The following is an 18,982-nucleotide window of genomic DNA, read 5'->3' on the forward strand; positions in this document are numbered from 1 at the left end:
GCCGCGACATGTCCACACCCGAGGTCCCGGCCCCCAAGCCGGCCGTCTCCGCCCCCGCCGCCGCGGCCGCTGGGACGACGGCGACCCCGAACCACCCGCTCGCCTCGCGCTCCGCCGTGACGGCCTATCTCGGCGTCGGGCAGCTCGCCCTGCTGACGCTCGTCGTCGTGGCGAGCCTGCGGTCGCTCCCCGCGATGGCGGTGTTCGGGCTGGGGAGCATCACGCTGTACATCGTCCCGGCCATCCTGTTCCTGGTCCCGACCGCGCTCGTGGCAGCCGAGCTCGCGACGGGGTGGAAGGGCGGCGTCTACATCTGGATCCGCGAGGCGATGGGCAATCGCTGGGGCTTCACCGCGGTCTGGCTGCAGTGGATCCAGAACGTGGTCTGGTACCCGACGCAGCTGTCCTTCATCGCCGCGGCTCTCGCCTTCGTGTTCCTCGACCCCTCGCTGTCGAGCTCCGGCTTCTTCACCGCGGTCGTGATCCTGGTGCTCTACTGGGGCTCCACGCTGATCGCGCTCCGCGGCGGGAACCTGTTCGCCAAGCTCGGGTCGTGGGGCGGCATCCTCGGCACGCTGCTGCCGGCCGCGCTTCTCATCGTCTTCGGCGCCCTGTGGGTGTTCGGCGGCGAGAAGAGCCAGGTGCCGCTCACGCCCGAGGCGGTGATCCCCCCGTTCACGGGCATCGCATCCATCGTGCTCATCGTGTCGAACTTCCTCGCGTACGCCGGCATGGAGGTCAACGCGGTGCACGTGAACCAGATGAAGGATCCGGGCAAGGGCTTCCCGCGCTCGATCCTCATCTCGGCCGTGCTCATCCTGATCGTATTCATCCTGCCGACGATCGCGATCGCGGTGGCGGTGCCGCAGAAGGAGCTCGGCCTGACCAACGGCATCATGCTCGCGTTCCAGGAGTACTTCGCGCACTGGGGCGTCGGGCAGTGGGCGACGGCGGCCGTGTCGGCGCTGATCGCCGCGGGCGCGCTCGCCTCCGTGATCACCTGGATCGCCGGTCCGTCGAAGGGCGTGCTGGCCGCCGCCGAGACCGGGCTGCTGCCGCCGCTGCTGCAGAAGAAGAACAAGGCGGGGGTGCAGTCGGGCATCCTCATGCTGCAGGGCACGATCGTCACGGCGCTCGCCGCGATCTTCATCATCGTGCCGAACGTCAGCGCGGCCTTCGTGGCGCTGATCGACATGGCCGCGGCGCTCTACCTCATCATGTACATGATGATGTTCGCCTCGGCGATGATCCTGCGGCGGACCCAGGCCGGCGTGAAGCGCGCCTACCGGGTGCCCGCCCTGAACTTCGTGGCCGGAGTCGGGTTCCTCGCGAGCCTTGCGGCGTTCGTCTTCGCGTTCATCCCGCCGTCGGGCTTCACGGCCTTCCCCCCGGCGCTGTACCCGTGGATCGTCGCGGCGGTGATCGTGGTGCTGGGCGTGCCGCCGCTCATCTTCTACGCGCTGCGCAGACCTTCGTGGGATCTGCGGACGGAGGCGGAGAAGCAGGTGCGCGGGACGCACGAGGAGGACGACCGCGCATCGGCGGCCCCGCCGCCCTCCTGATCCGGACACCCTCAGTACCGCCGGTCGAGGAGCGGTCGGCGCGGTGCCCTCGGCATCGTGCGCGACCGCCGTCGACCGGCGGTGCCGATCAGCTCGAGCGCCGCGTGACGGCGAGGCGCACGGGTTCGCCGATGCCGCCGGCGGTGAGCGGGCCGAGCACGTCGTCGAGCCAGGCGATGCTCTCCGGCACCCAGCTGCGGGCGCGCGGCGTGAGCGGCCTCGCGTTGAGGTGGGCGGCGCCGGTGGAGAAGCCGTGGGAGCCGTAGGCGTAGACGTGCGCCTCGAACGGTACGCCCGCGCCGGCGAGGGCCGTGGCGAAGAGCAGGGTGTTCTCGACCACCGTCGTCTCGTCGTCGCGGGTGTGGAAGAGGAAGCAGGGCGCGGTGTCTGCGGTCACGTGCTCCGCGGGGTAGGGCATGCCGGGCTGGCAGGCGTCCACGATGTCGGGCCGGATCACGGGGTACCCGAGCACGGCCGCTGCGGGGCGATGCCGGGCCGTGGTGGCGGCGACCGCCGCGAGGTGCCCGCCCGCCGAGAAGCCGATGACGGCGACCTTGGCGGGGTCGAGGTGCCACGCATCCGCGTTGTCGGCGATGAGCGCCATCGCCTGCTCGTAGTCGTCGAGGGGATGCGGCCAGGCACCGTGCTCGCCGGTGGAGTAGCGCAGCACGAACGCCTGGTACCCCGCGGCGAGGAACGGGTACGCGACCGGGTCGGCCTCGCGGTCGCTGCAGTACGAGTAGCCGCCGCCGGGGAGGATGACGACCGCCGGTCGCGCGCCGACCCCCGCGAACTCGCCGTCCGCGGGTTGCAGGTAGGCCGTGAGCGTCACATTCCGATCGGCGTTCAGGGTCAGGACTTCAGCGTGCATGGGGACCTCTCGCGACGGAGCGGGGTGAAGCGGGAGTGCCCGCGGCGTCCGCCTCCGCCCACGGTATCTCAGGGCTGGGGTGGAACCCGATGCCCGCGTGACGCCAGGCGGGAGCGAATCGGGCGACACGGGCACGGAAGGAACCCCACGTCCGTTCCGGGGACTCGCGCGGAGACCAGGCGATCTCGGCCTGAGCGGCGGCGCGAGGGAAGAGGAGCAGGTCGAGGTCGGCCAACGTCCGCAGGGTCTCCGTCCACAGCGGGGTCTCCACGCCGAGGATGTCGCGCTCCGGCACGTCGAGGACCGCGGTCGGCTCCCACTCGTACGCGGTGCGGACGTCGATGATCGCGGCCCAGGTGGCCCCGAGGGGGAAGTCCGGCGTGTACTTCATGTCGAGGTAGGCGACGTTGGACGCCGACATGATCAGCGTCCCGCCCCGCTCGATGAAGTGCCGCGCCTCCTCCGCGTGCGCCCCGGCGGGGGTCGTGTTGCCCCAGTACTGCCCGACCGTGCCCTCCGCGATGCCGGGGGCGGCGCCGACCTCGTGCCAGGCCACGGGCGTCTTGCCGATCTCCACCGTCAGTGCGGAGACCCGCTCGACGAAGGACGCGAAGTCCGCCGGTGTGGTGCCGAGGGCTTCGTCTCCGCCGATGTGCAGGTAGGGCCCGGGGGTGAGCTCGGCGAGCTCGGTCAGCACGTCGCGCACGAAGCGGTAGGTGCTCTCCTCCCGGATGCGGACGCTGGAGTGCCCCACGCCCCAGCCGGTGTACGGTTCGCCCGCCACCGGCAGCGGCTGTCCGAGGTCGGCGGCCTCGGCGAGAAGCGTGTCGTTCATGACGGGCGCCTCGACGAGCTCCGGGTAGGCGAGGCCGATGGCGTGCGTGTGCCCGGGGAGGTCGATCTCGGGCACGACGACCATGTGCTTGGAGGCGGCATAGGCCACGATCGCGCGATAGTCGTCCTTCGTGTAGAAGCCGCCGGGGTCGCCGTTGGCGGAGGATCCCGAGGCGCGGGTCGTGAGCAGGGGCCACGCGTCGATGTGCATCCGCCAGCCCTGGTCGTCGCTCAGGTGCAGGTGGAGGTGGTTGAACTTCAGGGCGCTCACGCGATCGATGAAGGCCTGTACATCCGCGACGCCGAAGAAGTGCCTGGCCACGTCGAGCATGACCCCGCGGTAGCCGAAGCGCGGGGCATCGGAGACGACCGCGCGGCGCAGGCTCCAGCCCTCGTCGTCCTGCTGCACGAGCTGGAGCAGCGTCTGGATCCCATAGAACAGGCCGGCGGCATCGGCTCCGATGATCTCGGCATGATCGTCCACGGTCAGGGTGTAGCCCTCGGCGGTGGCGACGGAGGGATCCAGACGGAGCACGATGTCGCCCTGCTCGACCGCTCCGCGGGTGGACGGCAGCGCCAGCCCCGTGCGGCGGAGGATGGCGTCGTGGAGGTCGGCGAGCGCGGGGCCGTCGCCGTGCAGACGGGCGGTCTCGCGGAGCGGCATCCGGCCGCCCGGCGCCTCGGCGAACACGGGGAACGGGACCAGTGGCAGCGGGGGTCGGGGGGGCTGGGGTGTCTGGGCGGTCATGCGTCAGCTCCTTCCGTCCAGCAGCGCGGCCGGCGTGATCGACGTGGGGGCGGCCGTTCCGGCCAGGAGTGCAGAGGCGGTGGCGAGCACGCCGAACACGTCGGTCTGCGACTCGTGCAGCTCCACGATCGGCACGGCGTGCGGGACGACTGCGCGCACGGCGGCCGCGTCGCGGGCGGCGGTCACGGAGAGCGCCGGCTCTCCGAACAGGTGCACGGCGATCACGCGATCCGCGTGGCGGCGCAGGACCGCGAGCGGGTCCAGTCCGCCGACCTGCACCATGTGCACGTCGATCTCGAGGACGACATCGTCGTCCAGCTGCTCGACGAACAGCTCGAAGGCGGGCCTGCCGTCGAGCAGCGACGAGAACTCGTGGTCGTGGTTGTGGTAGCCGACACGCAGCCCGACGGCCGCCGCGGCTTTCGCTGCGGCGTTCAGCTCCACGGCCATGGCGCGGACGTCGTCGGCGTGCTGCCAGCGCTCGGGTTCGGTCCACGCTTCGATCACGGTGCGGACCCCCACCTCCTTCGCGGCGGCGAACGTCGTGTCGAGCTCGCCGCCGATGAGCGTCGCGTGCCCGGTGGGCGCGGGCAGGCCGGCGGCGCGGAGGGCGGGGGCCAGGTCGGTCGCCCAGGTGAATCCCCAGGCCTCCACCTGGGTGAAGCCGAGGGCGGTGAGGTGCTGCAGGGCGGCGGGCAGGTCGTCGTAGTGGTCGCGGATGGTCCACAGCTGGACGGCGGCCGGCGGCGCGCTCGCTCCCGCGGGGGTGGGGGAGGGGGACACGGGGTTCTCCTTCTGAGGGGTGGTGGTCACTCGGCGTGGGCGCCGGAGAGGTTGAGGACGAGGACTCCGCCGACGATGAGGGCGATGCCGAGGAGCTTGGGAAGGCTGAGGCTCTCGCCGTAGAAGATGATTCCGATGGCGGCGATCGCCGCCGTGCCGATGCCGGACCACAGGGCGTAGACCAGTCCGACCTCGAGCTTCTTCACCGCCTGGGCGAGGAACGCGAAGGAGAATCCGTAGAGCAGCAGCACGCCGACCGTCGGCCACAGTCGGGTGAAGCCCTGCGTCTTGGTGAGCAGGCTGGTGGCCGTGACCTCGAACACGATCGCGAGGGCGGTGAAGAACCAGGGCATGCGCGGATTCCTTCTTTCCTGAGGGGTGACCGGTCGCCGCGGGGAGAGGCCGTGGAGGACGGGCAGAGTCGATGATCACACAGTATTGCACCAGATGATCCAATTGTGTGATTTTGGTTTAGTGGGTAGCATTGCCGGTATGGATGACGTCATCTCGCCGACCGTTGCGCACGCCCTGACCGAGATCCGGGGTCATCTGAAGCGCGGCATCCGTCCCGGCGCCAAGCTCCCCAGCGAGCGGATCCTCGCCGAGCAGGTCGGCGTGAGCCGCGCCACCCTCCGGCTCGCCCTCGGGCAGCTGGAGCAGGAGGGCGTGCTGACCCGTCACCCCCAGCGCGGCTGGTTCGTGCGCGGCAACGACACGTTCTCCGATCGCGCCTCCGAACTGCAGAGCTTCAGCGAGCTCGCGACCTCCCGAGGCTTCACCGCGGAGTCCGAGGTCCTCGCCCTCGCCCGCCGGACCGCGACGATCGAAGAGGCGGAGCGGCTGCGCATCCCCCCGGTGTCGTCCGTGATCGAGCTGAACCGCCTGCGCAAGCTCGACGGCATCCCGGTGTGCGTCGACGAGGCCGTGCTGGTCGGGAATCGCTGCGAGCCGGTGCTGCAGCGCGACTTCACGACCGCCTCGCTGTACGAGGCGCTCGAGACGGACTGCGACATCTCCGTGTACCGCAGCAGCTGCACGATCCAGGCGCGCGGAGCGACCGCGGAACAGGCGCGTCTGCTGAACCTGGAGGAGGGCGACCCGGTGCTGGTCTGCGACGAGCGCACCACGACGGCGGACGGCACGATCGTCCTCACCTCGCGCCTCACCTACCGGTGGGACTCCTATCGATTCACCGCGGACCTCTACCGCAGCTGACCGTCGAAGGGCGTCGTCCCGAGTGCGGCACCGATCAGGCCCGAGTCGGCGCCGAGCCGCGCCCGGAGGGCGGTGAGGCCGGGGCGTGCCCGCAGCGCCTCGAAAGCCGCCCGCGGTGCGGTGCTGCCGGATACCCCGAGCCCGCCTCCCAGGATCACCACGTGCGGGTCGAGGAGGTCGACCGCCTGCAACACGGCCGTGGCGAGCACGCGACCGGCCTCGGCGAGGAACACCTCCGCCTCGACGTCGCCGCTGTCCGCGCGTCGGGACACGGCGAGCGTCGTCAGCTCCTCGCCCGCCCGGGCGGGGTGCGTGTCGCCGCCGTGCAGGGCGCGGAAGCGCCGGGCGATGCCCAGCCCGGAGGAGAACTCCTCGACCGTGAACGCCGACGCCGCCGACGGCCAGGCGCCCAGGGTGATCGCGCGACCGGTCGCTCCCTCCCAGTAGACTCCGCCGGGGAGGACGAAGGTCGACGAGATCCCGGTGCCCCACGAGACGTAGAGCGCGCTCTGGGCGGGGTCGGGCAGCAGGTGCGCTTCGGCGCGGGCTCCGCAGCGCACGTCGGAGTCCACGCGCACGGAGACCTCAGCGTGGGTCGAGGTGCGCAGCAGCGCGCCCAGCTCGCCGGGCTCCGTGCCGGTCCACTCGATCACCTCGGCGCTCGTCACCCGGCCGTCGCGGACGAACTCGGGCACGCCGATGCCGGCGTGCGAGACCGTCAGACCGCGCTCCGCGGCCCGGTGCAGCAGAGGCCGGGCGAGGGCGAGGATGCCGGCGGAGATCGCACGCGGATCCGTCGGCGCGCTCGACCGGTCGATGATCGTGAGGTCGTCGCGGCGCACCAGTGCCGCCTTGACGGTGGTGCCGCCGACGTCGACGCCGAGCACCGCCTCGACCGCGCTCACAGCGTCCAGTCCGCCGGGACCTCGCCGGAACCGCGGAGGTAGCGCGCGGGTGCGGCCGCGCGCACCAGCAGGCGCTCGGCGGACCCCACCGCGAGGAACATGGCGTCGCCCGGCCGCAGCACGGTGGTCGCGTTGTACATGGTCTCCGGGCTCCAGACGTCGACCCACAGTTCGCCGTCGACGACCACGAGTACGGATTCCTGCTCGACCGAGGCGAAGTCCTCGACGTGCCCAGGTTGCACGACGCCCTCCACGACCCGCAAGTACTCGGTGTCGACGAGGATCGACAGCAGGTGCGAGGGGTCGGCGTCCCGGAAACCGAGAAGCGCGGTGGAGGTGTGCGCGCGGTGGAACGAGGTCGTCGCCCGCTGCTCGTCCGCCGCGGCCGGCCAGCGCTTGCGCCACCGCTCGTCGAGGTAGTGCGTCTCGGTCAGCGGCGGCTGTCGGCGGGCGAACTCCGAGGCGGTGCCGCGCGACGGCGGCGGGGAGAAGAACTCCAGCACCCGCGTGGTCTGCTGGCCGGGGTTGAAGCCGTTGTGCCAGGTGGCGGCGTGGAAGAGCCGCCCGGAACCGGCCTCGGCCCGCACGACCTCACCGGTCTGCGGGTTGGCGAGGATCAGCTCCCCTTCCAGTACGTAGTAGAGGACGTCGGCGGCGAAGATCGTCTGGTTGTTCTCGCTGTGCCGGAACTCGGCGCCGGGCGGGAGCTCGAACTCCAGCACGTGAAGCTGGTCGGTCGAGGACACGACGCGGTCGGTCACGAAGCCGGAGGTCGTGTCGCCCCACACGTGGTGCACGACATCCTCTCTGCGGATGACCTGGGACTGTGTGAACACCGGTCGTGGGGTGCTGCGACGGCCGCTGGGCGGGGAGGGCGAGATCTTCTCGTGTGCTGACATGGCGATCACGGTAGCAGACCAATCGTCTACCAGTATGACCAGATAACAGAAATAGGACTACTGAAAATACCGATTGTGACCATGTGGACTATCTGGTAGGTTCCTGGCTAGCTCGCCACCCGCACCGAGTCCCGGTCCGCCAGGACCGTCCGCACTTCGAAGGAGAATGCCTGTGTCCACCCCCCTGTCCATCGGTGTCATCGGCAGCGGCAGCGTCGCCCAGGGCGCCTACCTTCCGCTGCTCACCACCCTCCGCTCCCAGGGCAAGGTCCGCCGGGTCGTCGTCAGCGACGTCCGCCGCGAGGCGCTCGACATCGTGACCGAGGCGTTCCCGATCGATGGGGTCACGCAGGACCCCTACGCCGTGATCGAGGATCCCGACATCGACGTCGTCGCCGTGCTCACCTCGATGCCCGAGCATGCCGCGCTGACCAAGGCGGCGCTGCTCGCGGGGAAGAGCGTCATGGTGGAGAAGCCCATGGCGACCACTCTGGAGGAGGCGGCCGAGCTGCTGCGGATCGCCGAGACGAGCCCCGGGCACCTGCTGTGCGCGCCCCACGTACTGCTGAGCCCCGACTATCAGGCCATGCACCGTGCGATCCAGGACGGCAGGATCGGTCGGCCGACCCTCGCGCGTGCCCGCTACGGACACGACGGACCCAGCTGGGGCGCGTGGTTCTACAAGGTCGGCGGCGGGCCGCTGTTCGACCTGGGAGTGTATGCACTGACCTCGCTCACGGGTCTCCTCGGTCCCGTCACCCGGGTCACCGCGCTCGCCGCACGCGCCCGCTCCGAGCGCATCGTCGACGGCGAACTCACCAAGGTCGAGACCGACGACACCTATCAGCTGGTGATCGAGCACGAGGGCGGCGCGCTCTCCACCGTGACCACCGCGTTCGGAATGCAGCGTTACAAGAGCCCGGCCATGGAGGTCTACGGCCTGGAGGGCACCGTGCAGATGCTCGGCGACGACTGGGCGCCGGAGGGCCTCGAACTGTGGACGAACGAGGTCGGCGCCTGGCAGCTGTTCGACAGCGCCAGCCGCAACTGGCCGTGGACCGACGGCCTCACGCACCTGATCGACTGCGTGCGGAACGGGACGGAGCCGTACACTTCGGCCGCGCACGCGTACCACGTGCTCGACATCATGTTCGCGGCACTCGCGTCCGCCGAGTCGGGCCGTGTGCAGACCGTGGACAGCCGGTTCGTCCCGCCGCTGCCGATCGACGAGGTCGAGGGTCCGCACCGACGGTCGCACGACCGCGTCTACGACGGCACGAACTGATCATCCGGCGGCCGCACGCTCGCCGCCGCCCATCCCCCCGATGCAAAGGAGCACCCCTTGTCGAAACTCCACCGTCTTCGCACGGCCGCCGTCGTGACGACGGCCACCGCGATGCTGCTCACCGGGTGCGTGCCCGGCGGCGGCGCCCAGGAGCGCGCCGATCGCGAGATCGTCACCGATCCGAGCCAGATCCCCGAGACCACCCTGACCGTGCTCGACCCGTTCGTGTCGAAGGACCTGCCGAGCACCAAGTGGTTCCTGGAGGTGCAGGAGGCGTTCACCGCCCAGTACCCGCAGATCACCATCAAACGCGAGACGCAGTCGTACGACGACATCGCGTCCACGCTCCGGCTCCGCCTCTCCGGGACCGCGGTCCCCGACGTCGTGCCCCCCAACCAGGGCTGGCAGGGTCTCGGCACGCTCGGCGGGGAGAACGGTCTGCTCGTGAACCTCGACGACTACGCCGAGGCCTACGGGTGGAACGACGAGCTCCCCGACACGGTGCTCGCCCAGCACCGGGTCGCGCAGGACGGCCGCACCATCGGCGAGGGCAGCCTCTACGGCATGCCCGTGAACCAGGGCGCCATCCAGATGGTGCACTACAACAAGCGGCTCCTCGCGGACCTCGACCTCGAGGTGCCCGAGACGTTCGCCGAGTTCCAGGAGGTCCTCGCGGCGTCGAAGGCGGCAGGGCAGGTGCCGATCGCGTTCAGCGTGCAGTCGGGAGGCGGCATCGCGGCGCTCCTGCAGCTGCAGAACGTGCTGGGCGGCCCCGCCGACATCCGGGACTTCGTGTTCTCGTCCAGCGACATCGCCCTCGACCAGACCGGCATGCCCGAAGCGGCCGAGACCTACCAGGAGTGGCTGACCGAGGGGTACTTCTCGACGGACGCAGCCGGCATCAGCCCTGCGGTCGCGATGCAGCGCTTCGTCGACGGGGAGGCGCTGTTCCTCTTCTTCGGCACCGAGGGTCTGCCGTTCGCGGACGGTCAGGACCTGAGCGACTTCGGCGCCTTCGTGCTCCCGCGTGACGACGATGACACGCTCGGCGCGACCGGATCGTCGTTACAGAACTTCTCCATCGCGTCCAATGCGAAGAACCCGGATGCGGCAGCGCTCTTCCTGGACTTCCTGGCCACCGACGAGGTCGGCGAGCTCGCCCTGAAGCACGGCATCATGCCGATGTTCGGCTCCTACGACCCCGAGTCGATCCCGGCGTCCCTGGAGGAGGAGTACCAGTCCCTCGAGGCCGTGAACGCCTCGGACGGGTACATCCCCTACTTCGACTGGGCCACGCCCACCATGCTCGACACACTGCGACAGAGCGTGGACGAGCTGGCGGCCGGGCGCATCGACGCGAAGGAGTTCGTGGATCGCGTGCAGCGCAACCAGGAGGAGTTCCACGAGACGCGAGAAGACGAGTAGACGTGACGATCGTCGAGAGCGAACCGCGGCGTACGCGCCGCCGGGAGTCGAGTCCCCGTGTCTCGACGCCGCCCGTGCGCGGCACCGGACGGGGCCGACGTGCCCTGGCCGGTGCCCGCGCCTGGCTCTACCTGCTTCCCGCCGTCGCGATCTACGCGTTCATCGTCCTGATCCCCACCGCGCAGAGCGTCTGGTTCTCGCTGTTCTCCTGGAACGGGGTCTCGCCGGCGGAGTGGGTCGGGCTGGGCAACTACCTCGCCTTCCTGAGCGATCCGCTGATCGGGCAGGCCCTCGGGCACACGCTGGTCCTGGTCGCGTTCTTCTCCCTGCTGCCCATCTCCCTGGGGTTGCTGTCGGCCGCGCTCGTGTCGCGGGCGCGCCTGCGCGGGGCCTCGTTCTTCCGGTCCATCATCTTCGTGCCGCAGGTGCTCACCTCGGTCGTGATCGTGGTGGCCTGGCGGCAGATGTACTCGTCCGAGGGTCTGGTGAACTCGTCGTTGCGCGCGGTCGGTCTCGATGCGCTCGCCCAGCCCTGGCTCGGGAGTTTCGAGTTCGCCCTGCCGGCCCTCGGGCTCGTCGGCACCTGGACGATGATGGGCCTCTGCATGATCCTGTTCCTGGCCGGCGTCGGCAACATCCCGACGGAGCTGTACGACGCGGCGCGGGTGGACGGCGCCGGAGCCGTCAGGGAGTTCTGGGCGGTCACGCTTCCTGGCCTGCGGCCGCAGCTGACCGTGGCGCTGACGCTGACCCTCATCGGCGCGCTGCGGGCGTTCGACCTGATCTGGCTGACCACCCGCGGAGGGCCGGGCACGTCGACCATCACGCCGGCCGTGCTGCTCTATTCCTCCGCATTCACCCAGCAGACCATCGGGAAGGCCGCTGCGATCGGCGTGTGCCTGGCGGTCCTCGCCCTCGGCATCGCCTGGAGTGCGATCCGCCTCATCGAGAGGAGGGACCGATGATCAGCAGCCGCTTCGAACGGGTGATGAACTACGCGATCCTCACCGCCTTCGCCGCCGCCGTGCTCATCCCGCTCGGGGTGCTCGTGCTGACGGCCCTCAGCCCGAGCAAGACCGGGAAGATCTCGCTCACGGACTTCCGGTGGGACAACTTCGTCACCGCGTGGGTGCAGACCGATTTCGGGCGGCACCTCGCGGTCAGCGCGGGCATCACGGTGGCGACCGTGGTGATCGTGGTCGTGATCACGCCCGCCGCCGCCTATGCCCTGTCGCTGCTGAAGGCGCCCGGTCACCGGTGGGTGTTCCCGCTGATGCTGGTCGGGCTGCTGATCCCGTTGGAGGGCATCATCGTGCCGCTCTACTTCAACCTGCGCGACGCGGGGCTGACCGGTTCGCCGATCAGCCTGGTCGTCGCGCACGTGGGGCTGAGCACGAGCTTCGGCGTGTTCTGGATGCGGGCGTCGTTCCGTGCCGTGCCCGGTGCGCTCGTGGAGTCCGCGAAGCTCGACGGCGCGGGCGACCTGCGCACGCTGATCAGCGTGCTGCTGCCGATCCTGAATCCGGCGATCGTGACGCTGGCGCTGCTGACGTTCATGTCCACGTGGAACGACTACTTCATCGCCTTCGTCCTGATCAACGACCCGGAGATGCTGCCGGTGACCGTGTCCCTCGGGTCGTTCGCGACGCGTACCACGAACGAGGACAACCTCATGGCGGCCGCCGCGATCCTCGTCGCGACGCCGATTGTAATCCTCTACCTGATCTTCCAGCGCCGCTTCATCGCCGGCGTGCTGTCCGGCGCCCTCAAGGGCTGACCCCGCACGGCGGTGGGGTGACGGGGTCTCGCTCGCGGATGCGGCGGTGCTGTCACGGCACCGCCGCATCACTGTGGACTGATCAGTCCAAGGAGCGGAAGAACGCGCGGACGTCGTCCACGAGGATCTCGGGCTCCTCGAGAGCCGCGAAGTGGCCGCCGCGCGACTCGACGTCGGTCCAGCGTACGATCCGGTTCGCCTTCTCCTCGGCGAACCGCAGGCCTACATCGTGCGCGAACACGATGACCGCGGTGGGGACACCTGAGCTCTCCGGTACGGCGCCCCAGCCGGCATCCTGCGCGTAGCCGACGTAGGCGGCCGTCCCACCGCTCGCGGTGAACCAGTACAGTGCGGCGTTCTCGAACAGGAAGCGCTCGCCCACGATCTCGGCGGCCGGTCGGTCGGCCGGATGCGTCCACTCCTGGAGCTTGTCGAGAATCCAGGCGAACTGCGCCACCGGGCTGTCGGCGAGCATCGCGCCGATCAGGGCCGGCCTGGTCGACTGGATCGAGATGTAGCCGAACTCCTTCTGCATGAAGGTGGCGACCCGGCGCAGTCGATCCTGCTCCAGCGGCGTGAGCGATCGTGCGGTCTCCTCGTCGACCTGACCGACGAAGGATCCGAGGGAGCCGTTGGCGTGCACGCCGATCACCCGATCGGGGGCCAGGCGTCCCAGCTCCGGAGCGACGCCGGCGCCCATGTCGCCGCCCTGCACGGCGAAGCGGTCGTAGCCGAGTCGCGTCATGAGCTCGAGCATCACCGCGGCGATGTCGCCGCGCTTCCAGTCGGCGCCCACCAGCGGCATCGAGAAGCCGAAGCCGGGGTGGGAGGGGATCACGACGTCGAACGCGTCGGTGGCCTCCCCGCCGTGGGCGACCGGGTCGGTGAGCGGACCGATCAGTCCCTCGAACTCCAGGAAGGACCCGGGCCACCCGTGCATCAGCAGCAGGGGAGTGGCACCGGGGTGCGGGGAGCGGACATGCACGGCGTGGATGTTCTGGCCCTCGATGTTCGTGATGACCTGCGGGTAGGCGTTCAGGCGCTCCTCCGTGGCGCGCCAGTCGTGCGCGGCCCAGTCGGCCACGAGGCCGTGCAGCTCGGCGGAGGGGATGCCGGTGCTGCGATCGTCGATCGGCAGCGGCTCGGCGAACCGCGCCGAGGTGAGGCGGGAACGGAGATCCCGCACGGCGTCTTCGGCGATCTCCATGCGGAAGGGCTGGACCCGGGGGTCTGCGGTGGTGATGTTCATGACTCCATGCTCCGCAGGTATCCGGTCATGATATGACCGGATCTTCGAAGAGGATGGAGGCATGACCAGGACGACAGGACGCACCCTCGCCCTCCTCTCCCTGCTGCAGGTGCGCCGGGAGTGGAGCGGGGCCGAGCTGCGCGAGCGTCTCGAAGTGAGCGACCGCACCTTGCGCCGCGACATCGACGATCTCCGCGAGCTCGGCTACGGAATCGAGGCGACACGTGGTCGACACGGCGGCTATCGCCTGGGCGCGGGCGCCGAGGTGCCGCCGCTCGCCCTCGCGGCCGACGAATCGGTGGCGATCGCCGTGGGACTGAGAGCCGCGGCGACGAGCGTCGTGACCGGCATGGAGGATGCCGCCGCGCGAGCGCTCGCGAAGCTGGAGCAGTCCCTGTCGCCCTCCACGCGGCGGCAGATCGTCGAGGTCGAACGCGCCATGGTCCCGCTCATGCAGGGCCCGAGCGACATCGACTTCGACGTGGTGACGACGGTGGCCGCGGCGATCTCCGCGCGTCGGCGTGCGCGGGTGGACTACACGCGCCACGACGGCGTGGAGGTGATGCGGATCATCGAGGCCCATCGGATCGTGCACACGGCCGAGCGCTGGTACCTCGTCGCGTGGGACGTGGAGCGGCAGGCCTGGCGCACGCTGCGCGTCGACCGTCTGCGCCGCCCGGTGATGCTCCGCGACGAGTTCCCGCGGCGCGACATCCCCGACGAGGCGCTGCGGCAGTTCACGACGCACAGCATCACGACCGCTCCCTACCCCGTGCGGGCTCGGCTCCGCATGCGCGCGCCGGCCGAGGTCGTCTCGCGACACTTCGCGGCGACCGTGGCCGAGGTCGTGGACGACGGGGCGGGCGGCAGCATCCTGACGGCCGGGTCGCGGACCCCGGAGGAGTTCGCCCTCTACATCGGCATGAGCGGCATCGCGTTCGAGGTGATCGAGGGAGACGAGCTTCGGGAGGCGCTGCGGGCGCTCGCCGATAGGTTCGCGCGGGCGGCGGGATCGGAACCCCGGCGTGGCGGGCCGGCATCGGGGCGCTGACCGGCCCGGCCATCAGTGGTCGCGGGAGCGTCGACGGGTGATCCCGGTGTACAGCTGCAGCAGGCGCGGCACGATGACGTAGACGGCGAGGGGGATGATGACCACGGTCAGCGCGAGCGCCCGGAGGACGGGGTGCCATCCCTCCGCGAACGAGCCGAGCAGCATCAGCCCGATGGTGACGAGCGGGAAGATCGCGACCCACGTGAGCGCGGCGCGGACGTGGATCGAGGGGAGTGGTGCGGGTGGGCGAGAGGACATGCGGACTCCTGAACGGTCGGTTTCTCTGCACGGTAATCGCTGGCGGGTCAAATCGCAACCAACTGGTTGGTTTGTTATGCTGACGGCATGGCTTGGGACACCCACCGCACACGACGACTGCTGCTGGAGGCCGCGACCGAGGAGTTCAGCGCGCGAGGCCTCGCCGGCGGCCGCGTGGACCGGATCGCCGAGCAGGCGGGGATCAACAAGCAGCGCATCTACCGGTACTTCGGCAGCAAGACCGAGCTCTTCGACGAGGTCGTGGCGCAGGAGATGGTCCGAGTCATGGCCCTCATCCCGATCGACGGCAGCGGGCGGGAGGCCGTGCTGTCCTACGCCCGCCGCATGATCGCGCACCACCGGCGGGATCGGGTGCTCGCACGCCTGCTGTTCTGGGAGAGCCTCGAAGAGCGCCCGCCGACGACCTCCGCCGAGCGCCTCGACCTCAGCGGGGACAAGGTCGCCGCGCTCGCCGCCGCCGTTCCGGGGTTGAGTCGGACGCAGGCGGCGGAGCTCGTGTTCCTGATCGTGACCCTCGCGTGCGGCAGTCCGATCCTCCACAACGTCGACCGGCAGCTCGTCGGCGCGGAGCCCGACCTTGCGCCCCGGACCGAGCTCATGATCGCCGCCGTGGGTGCGGCGCTCGACACGGCCCTCGCCACCGGAGGAGCAGCGACGCCCGACGACGAGTGAGGGCGTGCGGGCGGGGCGCGCGGAGCCGGCTCACCCCGCGCGGATGAGCGGGCCACGAACGCTCCGTCGCATCCGCCCAGACTGAGCGCATGGACGAGCCCCCCGTCACGTCGCCCCCGCGCACCCGGCTGCTGGATCTCGTCACAGTGCTGCTGCTCTCCGTCACGGCCGTGCTCACCGCCTGGTGCGGGTTCGAGGCATCGAAGTGGGGCGGCGAGATGTCGATCGCGTTCAGCCAGGCCTCGAGCGCGCGCGTCCAGGCCGCGGCAGCGGAGTCGACCGCACAGGCCGCGCGCCAATACGACCTCACGATCTACACCGAGTGGGTACTGGCGGAGGCCGACGGGCGCGACGAGCTCGTGTCGTTCATCGAGGAGCGTTTCACCGACGAGTTCCGGGTCGCGTTCGACGCCTGGATCGCAGAGGGGAGGCAGTCGCTTGGTCCGTTCGCCATGGACGAGTACGTGCCGCCCGGCACGGAGGAGGCCGCCGAGCTGCACGCCAGGGCTGATGCGAGGTTCGACGAGGCGCTGGCGAACAACCAGCGCGGCGACGACTACTCCCTCCTGACGGTGCTGTTCGCCCTCGTCCTGTTCTTCGCCGCGCTCTCGCAGAACCAGCGCGCCACCTGGCGACGGCTGACCTTCCTCGGGCTCGGACTCGTGCTCGGACTCGCGGGTGTCGTCGTCCTCGCCACCTTCCCGATCAAGATCTGAGATAGGCGTCGACCAGGAGCGAGCCCCGGATCTCGCGGAACCGGTCGATGAGGCGGTCGATCCCGGCCTTCCCGAGCGAGGACAGCCGCAGGTCGAACGGGCCGAGGGGCTCCAGCGCGCCCGTGCGGAGACGCACGACCTCCCAGCCCGCTCCGCGCAGGGCGCGGTCCTTGCGGCGATCCGCCTCCTCCTGACGCCCCACGTGTTCCAGCCCGTGCCGCCCGACCGTGTCGTACTCGACCGCGATCCGCAGCTCGGGCAGCACGATGTCCGGCCACACCTCGGTGTGACGGAAGAACGGCCGAGCGACCTTCACGGCGTTGAGGCCCTCGGTCACGGTCAGCCGCGCGGCCAGCGCCTGATGCAGACGGCCCTCCGCCGCCGAGGCCGGCTTCGGCGCGCACACGCTGCGGAACGCGGTGCCCTTCGGCACGTCAGGGGTCTTCGTGCACAGCGGGGGCGCGGCCGGACGCGGCCGTGACGGCAGGGCGCGCGGCTCGCCCAGGACGACCGGCTGCGGTCTCGCCAGGGCGGAGCACTCCGGACACCACGCGGACCGGCGTCGCACGCGCCCTGGGCGCTCGCGCTGCTCGGCGGGGGTCGCCGCGAACCGGTGGCCGACCGCGCACTCCCAGCACAGCAGGACGTCGGCGGCGAGCGGGACCTGGGAGAGGGCGATGCCGTGGTTGAGCTCGGGGTGGTACTGACGGATGAGCTCGGGGTAGGCCGCCCACGCCGCACGGTACGTGCCGACGGGGTACGGCACGGCGACCCCGCGCGAGAACTGTCGTCGCGCCCACCACTGCTGCACCGGCTCTGCCACGCACCAGACGGTAGCCCGCGGCACCGACATCCACACCGCACCCTCCTGGTATCGTGCGGCCATGTCGCAGGAGCAGCAGCGCCAGCCCACGCCCGCGGAGGAGGCCGCGCTCGATCCGGCGGCGATCAAGGAGCGCGTCTACGCGACCTTCACCGGTCTCGCGATCGTGCTCGTGCAGTACGCGAACGTCGCGCACACGAGCGCGGTGCGTGCAACGGTCACGCTCCTGATCGGCATCGTGGCCATCGCCTTCGCCGGATTCGTGGCCGACCTGCTCGCACACGTGGCCGTCCATGCAGGCTTCCCCGACCGCCACCAGCTCGCGCGCATGCTCGGCCTGACCGGCACGGCGATCGCCTCCGCCGCGATCCCGCTGCTGGCCCTCCTGATGGCGGTGTTCGACTGGATCGACCTGTCCACGGCGCTCATGATCGCGTCCATCGCGTACGTCGTGATCCTCGGCGTGATCGGATTCTTCGCCGTGCGTCGCACCAAGGCGCCCTGGTGGAAGCAGACCATCGCCCTGGGCATCCTCGTCGCCCTCGGCGCGCTGGTCATCGTGATCCAGCAGCTCGCGCACGGCCACTGACGCACGGCCGGTGACGCACGGCCGGTGACGCACGGCCGGTGCCGATGCTGAGTGCGCCTGCGACCGGCTCCGGGGCGGTCAGGCCCGGCGGAGCTGTGCCGCCGCGGGGCAGTCGAACGGATCCCGCGCGGCGAGCCCGACCCGGTTGAGGTACTCGATCACGATCGCGTAGGAGCGCAGCAGGCTCGTCTCGGTGTACGGCACGCCGTTCGAGGCGCAGTAGTCGCGGACGATCTCCCGCGCCTTCGCCAGGTGCAGCCGGGACATGTTCGGGAACAGGTGATGCTCGACCTGGTGGTTCAGGCCGCCCATCAGCCACGTGACCCAGCGGCCGCCGTGGATGTTGCGCGAGGTGCGCACCTGCTTGGAGAAGAAGTCGAGCTTGGCGTCCGGCGCGATCACCGGCATGCCCTTGTGGTTCGGCGCGAACGACGCGCCCATGTACACGCCGAACACGGCCAGCTGCACACCGAGGAACGCGAACGCCATGCCGACCGGCAGCAGCAGGAACAGCGGCACCAGCAGCAGCGCGAAGCGCGTCGCGATGAGCGACAGCTCGATCCAGCGGCCCTTGACGTTGCGGCGCGTGACCAGGTGCTTCAGGCCGAGGTAGTGCAGGTTCAGCCCCTCCAGCGTCAGCAGCGGGAAGAACAGCCACCCCTGCTTCCGGGTGATCAGTCGCACCAGGCCGCGGGACTGCGCGGCGTCGGTCTCCAGGAACGAGATGGTGTCGACCTCGATGTCCGGGTCCTTGCCCACCTGGTTCGGGTTCCCGTGGTGGCGGGTGTGCTTCGAATCCCACCAGTGGTAGCTCATGCCCACGATGCCGGCGAGCACCCGCGCCAGGCGGAAGTTCGCGGGGCCGGTGGAGAGGATCTGCCGGTGCGCGGCCTCGTGCGCGAGGAACGCCACCTGGGTGAAGAGGATCCCGAGCGCCGCGGCGATCAGCAGCTGGAACCAGCTGTCGCCCAGCAGCACGAACCCGGCGATGCAGCCCGCGAAGCCGAGCAGCAGTGCCCCGCCGATGAGCCCGTAGAAGACGGGGGTGCGCTGCATCAGGCCGGTCTCTTTGACCACCTGCTGCACGTCGCGGTACGCGCGGGTGAGGGGCGGGAACTCGGCCGTGCCGGCATAGGTCTGACGGATCGGTCCGAGGGTCGAGGCGGGGGAGTCGTTCCGGGTGAGAGAGATGATGCTCTCCTGTCGATCGGGAGCCCTTGAGCTGTGGAAGCCAAGGGCGGATGCCGATCGCTGACCTCAGGCTAAGCGAGGCCGTATGCGCCGGGCGGCATGTGTCCC

20 protein-coding genes are annotated in these 18,982 nt (G+C 70.4%); 10 read left to right on the forward strand and 10 right to left on the reverse strand.

All coding sequences use genetic code 11. The features are described from left to right. Positions 1-8: 8 nt before the first annotated feature. Entirely contained in the window at positions 9-1,562 is a 1,554-nt protein-coding gene (locus M3C17_RS12590) for an amino acid permease (protein ID WP_259978117.1), read from the forward strand. 88 nt (positions 1,563-1,650) lie between these two features. Here the strand turns inward: M3C17_RS12590 and M3C17_RS12595 are convergent, their stop codons facing one another. Genes M3C17_RS12595 through M3C17_RS12610 form a run of 4 tightly spaced genes read right to left on the reverse strand, consistent with a single transcriptional unit; the run spans position 1,651 to position 5,151 of the window. Continuing rightward, entirely contained in the window at positions 1,651-2,433 is a 783-nt protein-coding gene (locus M3C17_RS12595; RefSeq protein ID WP_259978118.1) for an alpha/beta hydrolase, read from the reverse strand. Next, positions 2,423-4,015, reverse strand: a complete 1,593-nt coding sequence (locus M3C17_RS12600) for a beta-N-acetylhexosaminidase (RefSeq protein WP_259978119.1) — start codon at positions 4,013-4,015, stop codon at positions 2,423-2,425. The genes M3C17_RS12595 and M3C17_RS12600 overlap by 11 nt, the downstream gene beginning before the upstream one ends. Positions 4,016-4,018: 3 nt before the next feature. Then, on the reverse strand, positions 4,019-4,798 hold the full coding sequence (locus tag M3C17_RS12605; RefSeq protein ID WP_259978120.1) for a sugar phosphate isomerase/epimerase: 780 nt from the start codon (positions 4,796-4,798) through the stop codon (positions 4,019-4,021). 26 nt (positions 4,799-4,824) lie between these two features. Beyond that, positions 4,825-5,151: a multidrug efflux SMR transporter gene (locus M3C17_RS12610; RefSeq protein ID WP_259978121.1), complete on the reverse strand. Its 327-nt coding sequence runs from the start codon at positions 5,149-5,151 to the stop codon at positions 4,825-4,827. A 139-nt stretch (positions 5,152-5,290) separates the two neighbouring features. On the opposite strand from M3C17_RS12610, the gene M3C17_RS12615 reads away from it, so the two are divergent. Further along, positions 5,291-6,013, forward strand: coding sequence for a GntR family transcriptional regulator (locus M3C17_RS12615; protein WP_259978123.1), 723 nt, complete (start codon positions 5,291-5,293; stop codon positions 6,011-6,013). Here M3C17_RS12615 and M3C17_RS12620 read toward each other — a convergent pair. Both M3C17_RS12620 and M3C17_RS12625 read right to left on the reverse strand, forming a co-directional pair. After that, entirely contained in the window at positions 6,001-6,918 is a 918-nt protein-coding gene (locus M3C17_RS12620; RefSeq protein WP_259978124.1) for an ROK family protein, read from the reverse strand. The two genes, M3C17_RS12615 and M3C17_RS12620, sit on opposite strands and share 13 nt — an antisense overlap. After that, on the reverse strand, positions 6,915-7,817 hold the full coding sequence (locus tag M3C17_RS12625) for a hypothetical protein (RefSeq protein WP_259978126.1): 903 nt from the start codon (positions 7,815-7,817) through the stop codon (positions 6,915-6,917). The genes M3C17_RS12620 and M3C17_RS12625 overlap by 4 nt, the downstream gene beginning before the upstream one ends. A 172-nt stretch (positions 7,818-7,989) precedes the next feature. Between M3C17_RS12625 and M3C17_RS12630 the strand changes: the two genes are divergently transcribed. The 4 genes from M3C17_RS12630 to M3C17_RS12645 are packed head-to-tail and all read left to right on the forward strand — an operon-like array spanning position 7,990 to position 12,304. Next, the gene (locus tag M3C17_RS12630; protein WP_259978127.1) at positions 7,990-9,102 is read left to right on the forward strand and encodes a Gfo/Idh/MocA family protein; all 1,113 of its coding nucleotides are present in this window, start codon (positions 7,990-7,992) and stop codon (positions 9,100-9,102) included. A gap of 57 nt (positions 9,103-9,159) precedes the next feature. After that, entirely contained in the window at positions 9,160-10,527 is a 1,368-nt protein-coding gene (locus tag M3C17_RS12635; protein ID WP_259978128.1) for an ABC transporter substrate-binding protein, read from the forward strand. A gap of 2 nt (positions 10,528-10,529) precedes the next feature. Next, on the forward strand, positions 10,530-11,492 hold the full coding sequence (locus tag M3C17_RS12640) for a carbohydrate ABC transporter permease (RefSeq protein ID WP_259978129.1): 963 nt from the start codon (positions 10,530-10,532) through the stop codon (positions 11,490-11,492). Continuing rightward, complete coding sequence (locus tag M3C17_RS12645) at positions 11,489-12,304, forward strand: carbohydrate ABC transporter permease (protein WP_259978130.1); 816 nt, start codon at positions 11,489-11,491, stop codon at positions 12,302-12,304. Before M3C17_RS12640 ends, M3C17_RS12645 begins: the two co-directional genes overlap by 4 nt. An 82-nt stretch (positions 12,305-12,386) precedes the next feature. On the opposite strand, the gene M3C17_RS12650 is transcribed toward M3C17_RS12645, so the two are convergent. Further along, positions 12,387-13,553 carry an epoxide hydrolase family protein gene (locus M3C17_RS12650; protein ID WP_259978131.1) on the reverse strand — a complete coding sequence of 389 codons (1,167 nt, stop codon included), beginning with the start codon at positions 13,551-13,553 and terminating at the stop codon, positions 12,387-12,389. A 61-nt stretch (positions 13,554-13,614) separates the two neighbouring features. Here M3C17_RS12650 and M3C17_RS12655 point away from each other — a divergent pair, with 61 nt between their 5' ends. Then, complete coding sequence (locus M3C17_RS12655; RefSeq protein WP_259978132.1) at positions 13,615-14,604, forward strand: YafY family protein; 990 nt, start codon at positions 13,615-13,617, stop codon at positions 14,602-14,604. Positions 14,605-14,616: 12 nt separating this feature from the next. On the opposite strand, the gene M3C17_RS12660 is transcribed toward M3C17_RS12655, so the two are convergent. Then, a complete protein-coding gene (locus M3C17_RS12660) occupies positions 14,617-14,862 on the reverse strand; it encodes a hypothetical protein (protein ID WP_259978133.1) in 246 nt (81 codons plus the stop codon). 87 nt (positions 14,863-14,949) lie between these two features. Here M3C17_RS12660 and M3C17_RS12665 point away from each other — a divergent pair, with 87 nt between their 5' ends. Beyond that, positions 14,950-15,555 (forward strand): TetR/AcrR family transcriptional regulator, encoded by a 606-nt coding sequence (locus M3C17_RS12665; RefSeq protein WP_259978134.1) that lies wholly within the window; start codon positions 14,950-14,952, stop codon positions 15,553-15,555. Positions 15,556-15,644: 89 nt separating this feature from the next. Further along, the gene (locus M3C17_RS12670) at positions 15,645-16,271 is read left to right on the forward strand and encodes a hypothetical protein (RefSeq protein WP_259978135.1); all 627 of its coding nucleotides are present in this window, start codon (positions 15,645-15,647) and stop codon (positions 16,269-16,271) included. Here the strand turns inward: M3C17_RS12670 and M3C17_RS12675 are convergent. Next, positions 16,261-17,094 (reverse strand): endonuclease domain-containing protein, encoded by an 834-nt coding sequence (locus M3C17_RS12675; protein ID WP_259978136.1) that lies wholly within the window; start codon positions 17,092-17,094, stop codon positions 16,261-16,263. The genes M3C17_RS12670 and M3C17_RS12675 overlap by 11 nt on opposite strands. A 61-nt stretch (positions 17,095-17,155) precedes the next feature. Here M3C17_RS12675 and M3C17_RS12680 point away from each other — a divergent pair, with 61 nt between their 5' ends. Beyond that, complete coding sequence (locus M3C17_RS12680; protein WP_259978137.1) at positions 17,156-17,683, forward strand: hypothetical protein; 528 nt, start codon at positions 17,156-17,158, stop codon at positions 17,681-17,683. 78 nt (positions 17,684-17,761) lie between these two features. Here M3C17_RS12680 and M3C17_RS12685 read toward each other — a convergent pair whose 3' ends face one another. Continuing rightward, complete coding sequence (locus M3C17_RS12685; protein WP_396820158.1) at positions 17,762-18,739, reverse strand: fatty acid desaturase family protein; 978 nt, start codon at positions 18,737-18,739, stop codon at positions 17,762-17,764. Between the last annotated feature and the right edge of the window lie 243 nt (positions 18,740-18,982).

The sequence above is a fragment of the Microbacterium sp. p3-SID336 genome, from assembly GCF_025143365.1.
Classification (GTDB): domain Bacteria; phylum Actinomycetota; class Actinomycetes; order Actinomycetales; family Microbacteriaceae; genus Microbacterium.

Excerpts from the sequence above, each read along its gene's own strand:
- M3C17_RS12590 (WP_259978117.1), top strand. The coding sequence starts at position 9 with ATGTCCACACCCGAGGTCCCGGCCCCCAAGCCGGCCGTCTCCGCCCCC.
- M3C17_RS12595 (WP_259978118.1), bottom strand. The coding sequence starts at position 2,433 with ATGCACGCTGAAGTCCTGACCCTGAACGCCGATCGGAATGTGACGCTC.
- M3C17_RS12600 (WP_259978119.1), bottom strand. The coding sequence starts at position 4,015 with ATGACCGCCCAGACACCCCAGCCCCCCCGACCCCCGCTGCCACTGGTC.
- M3C17_RS12610 (WP_259978121.1), bottom strand. The coding sequence starts at position 5,151 with ATGCCCTGGTTCTTCACCGCCCTCGCGATCGTGTTCGAGGTCACGGCC.
- M3C17_RS12615 (WP_259978123.1), top strand. The coding sequence starts at position 5,291 with ATGGATGACGTCATCTCGCCGACCGTTGCGCACGCCCTGACCGAGATC.
- M3C17_RS12625 (WP_259978126.1), bottom strand. The coding sequence starts at position 7,817 with ATGTCAGCACACGAGAAGATCTCGCCCTCCCCGCCCAGCGGCCGTCGC.
- M3C17_RS12645 (WP_259978130.1), top strand. The coding sequence starts at position 11,489 with ATGATCAGCAGCCGCTTCGAACGGGTGATGAACTACGCGATCCTCACC.
- M3C17_RS12650 (WP_259978131.1), bottom strand. The coding sequence starts at position 13,553 with ATGAACATCACCACCGCAGACCCCCGGGTCCAGCCCTTCCGCATGGAG.
- M3C17_RS12655 (WP_259978132.1), top strand. The coding sequence starts at position 13,615 with ATGACCAGGACGACAGGACGCACCCTCGCCCTCCTCTCCCTGCTGCAG.
- M3C17_RS12660 (WP_259978133.1), bottom strand. The coding sequence starts at position 14,862 with ATGTCCTCTCGCCCACCCGCACCACTCCCCTCGATCCACGTCCGCGCC.
- M3C17_RS12665 (WP_259978134.1), top strand. The coding sequence starts at position 14,950 with ATGGCTTGGGACACCCACCGCACACGACGACTGCTGCTGGAGGCCGCG.
- M3C17_RS12670 (WP_259978135.1), top strand. The coding sequence starts at position 15,645 with ATGGACGAGCCCCCCGTCACGTCGCCCCCGCGCACCCGGCTGCTGGAT.
- M3C17_RS12680 (WP_259978137.1), top strand. The coding sequence starts at position 17,156 with ATGTCGCAGGAGCAGCAGCGCCAGCCCACGCCCGCGGAGGAGGCCGCG.
- M3C17_RS12685 (WP_396820158.1), bottom strand. The coding sequence starts at position 18,739 with ATGCAGCGCACCCCCGTCTTCTACGGGCTCATCGGCGGGGCACTGCTG.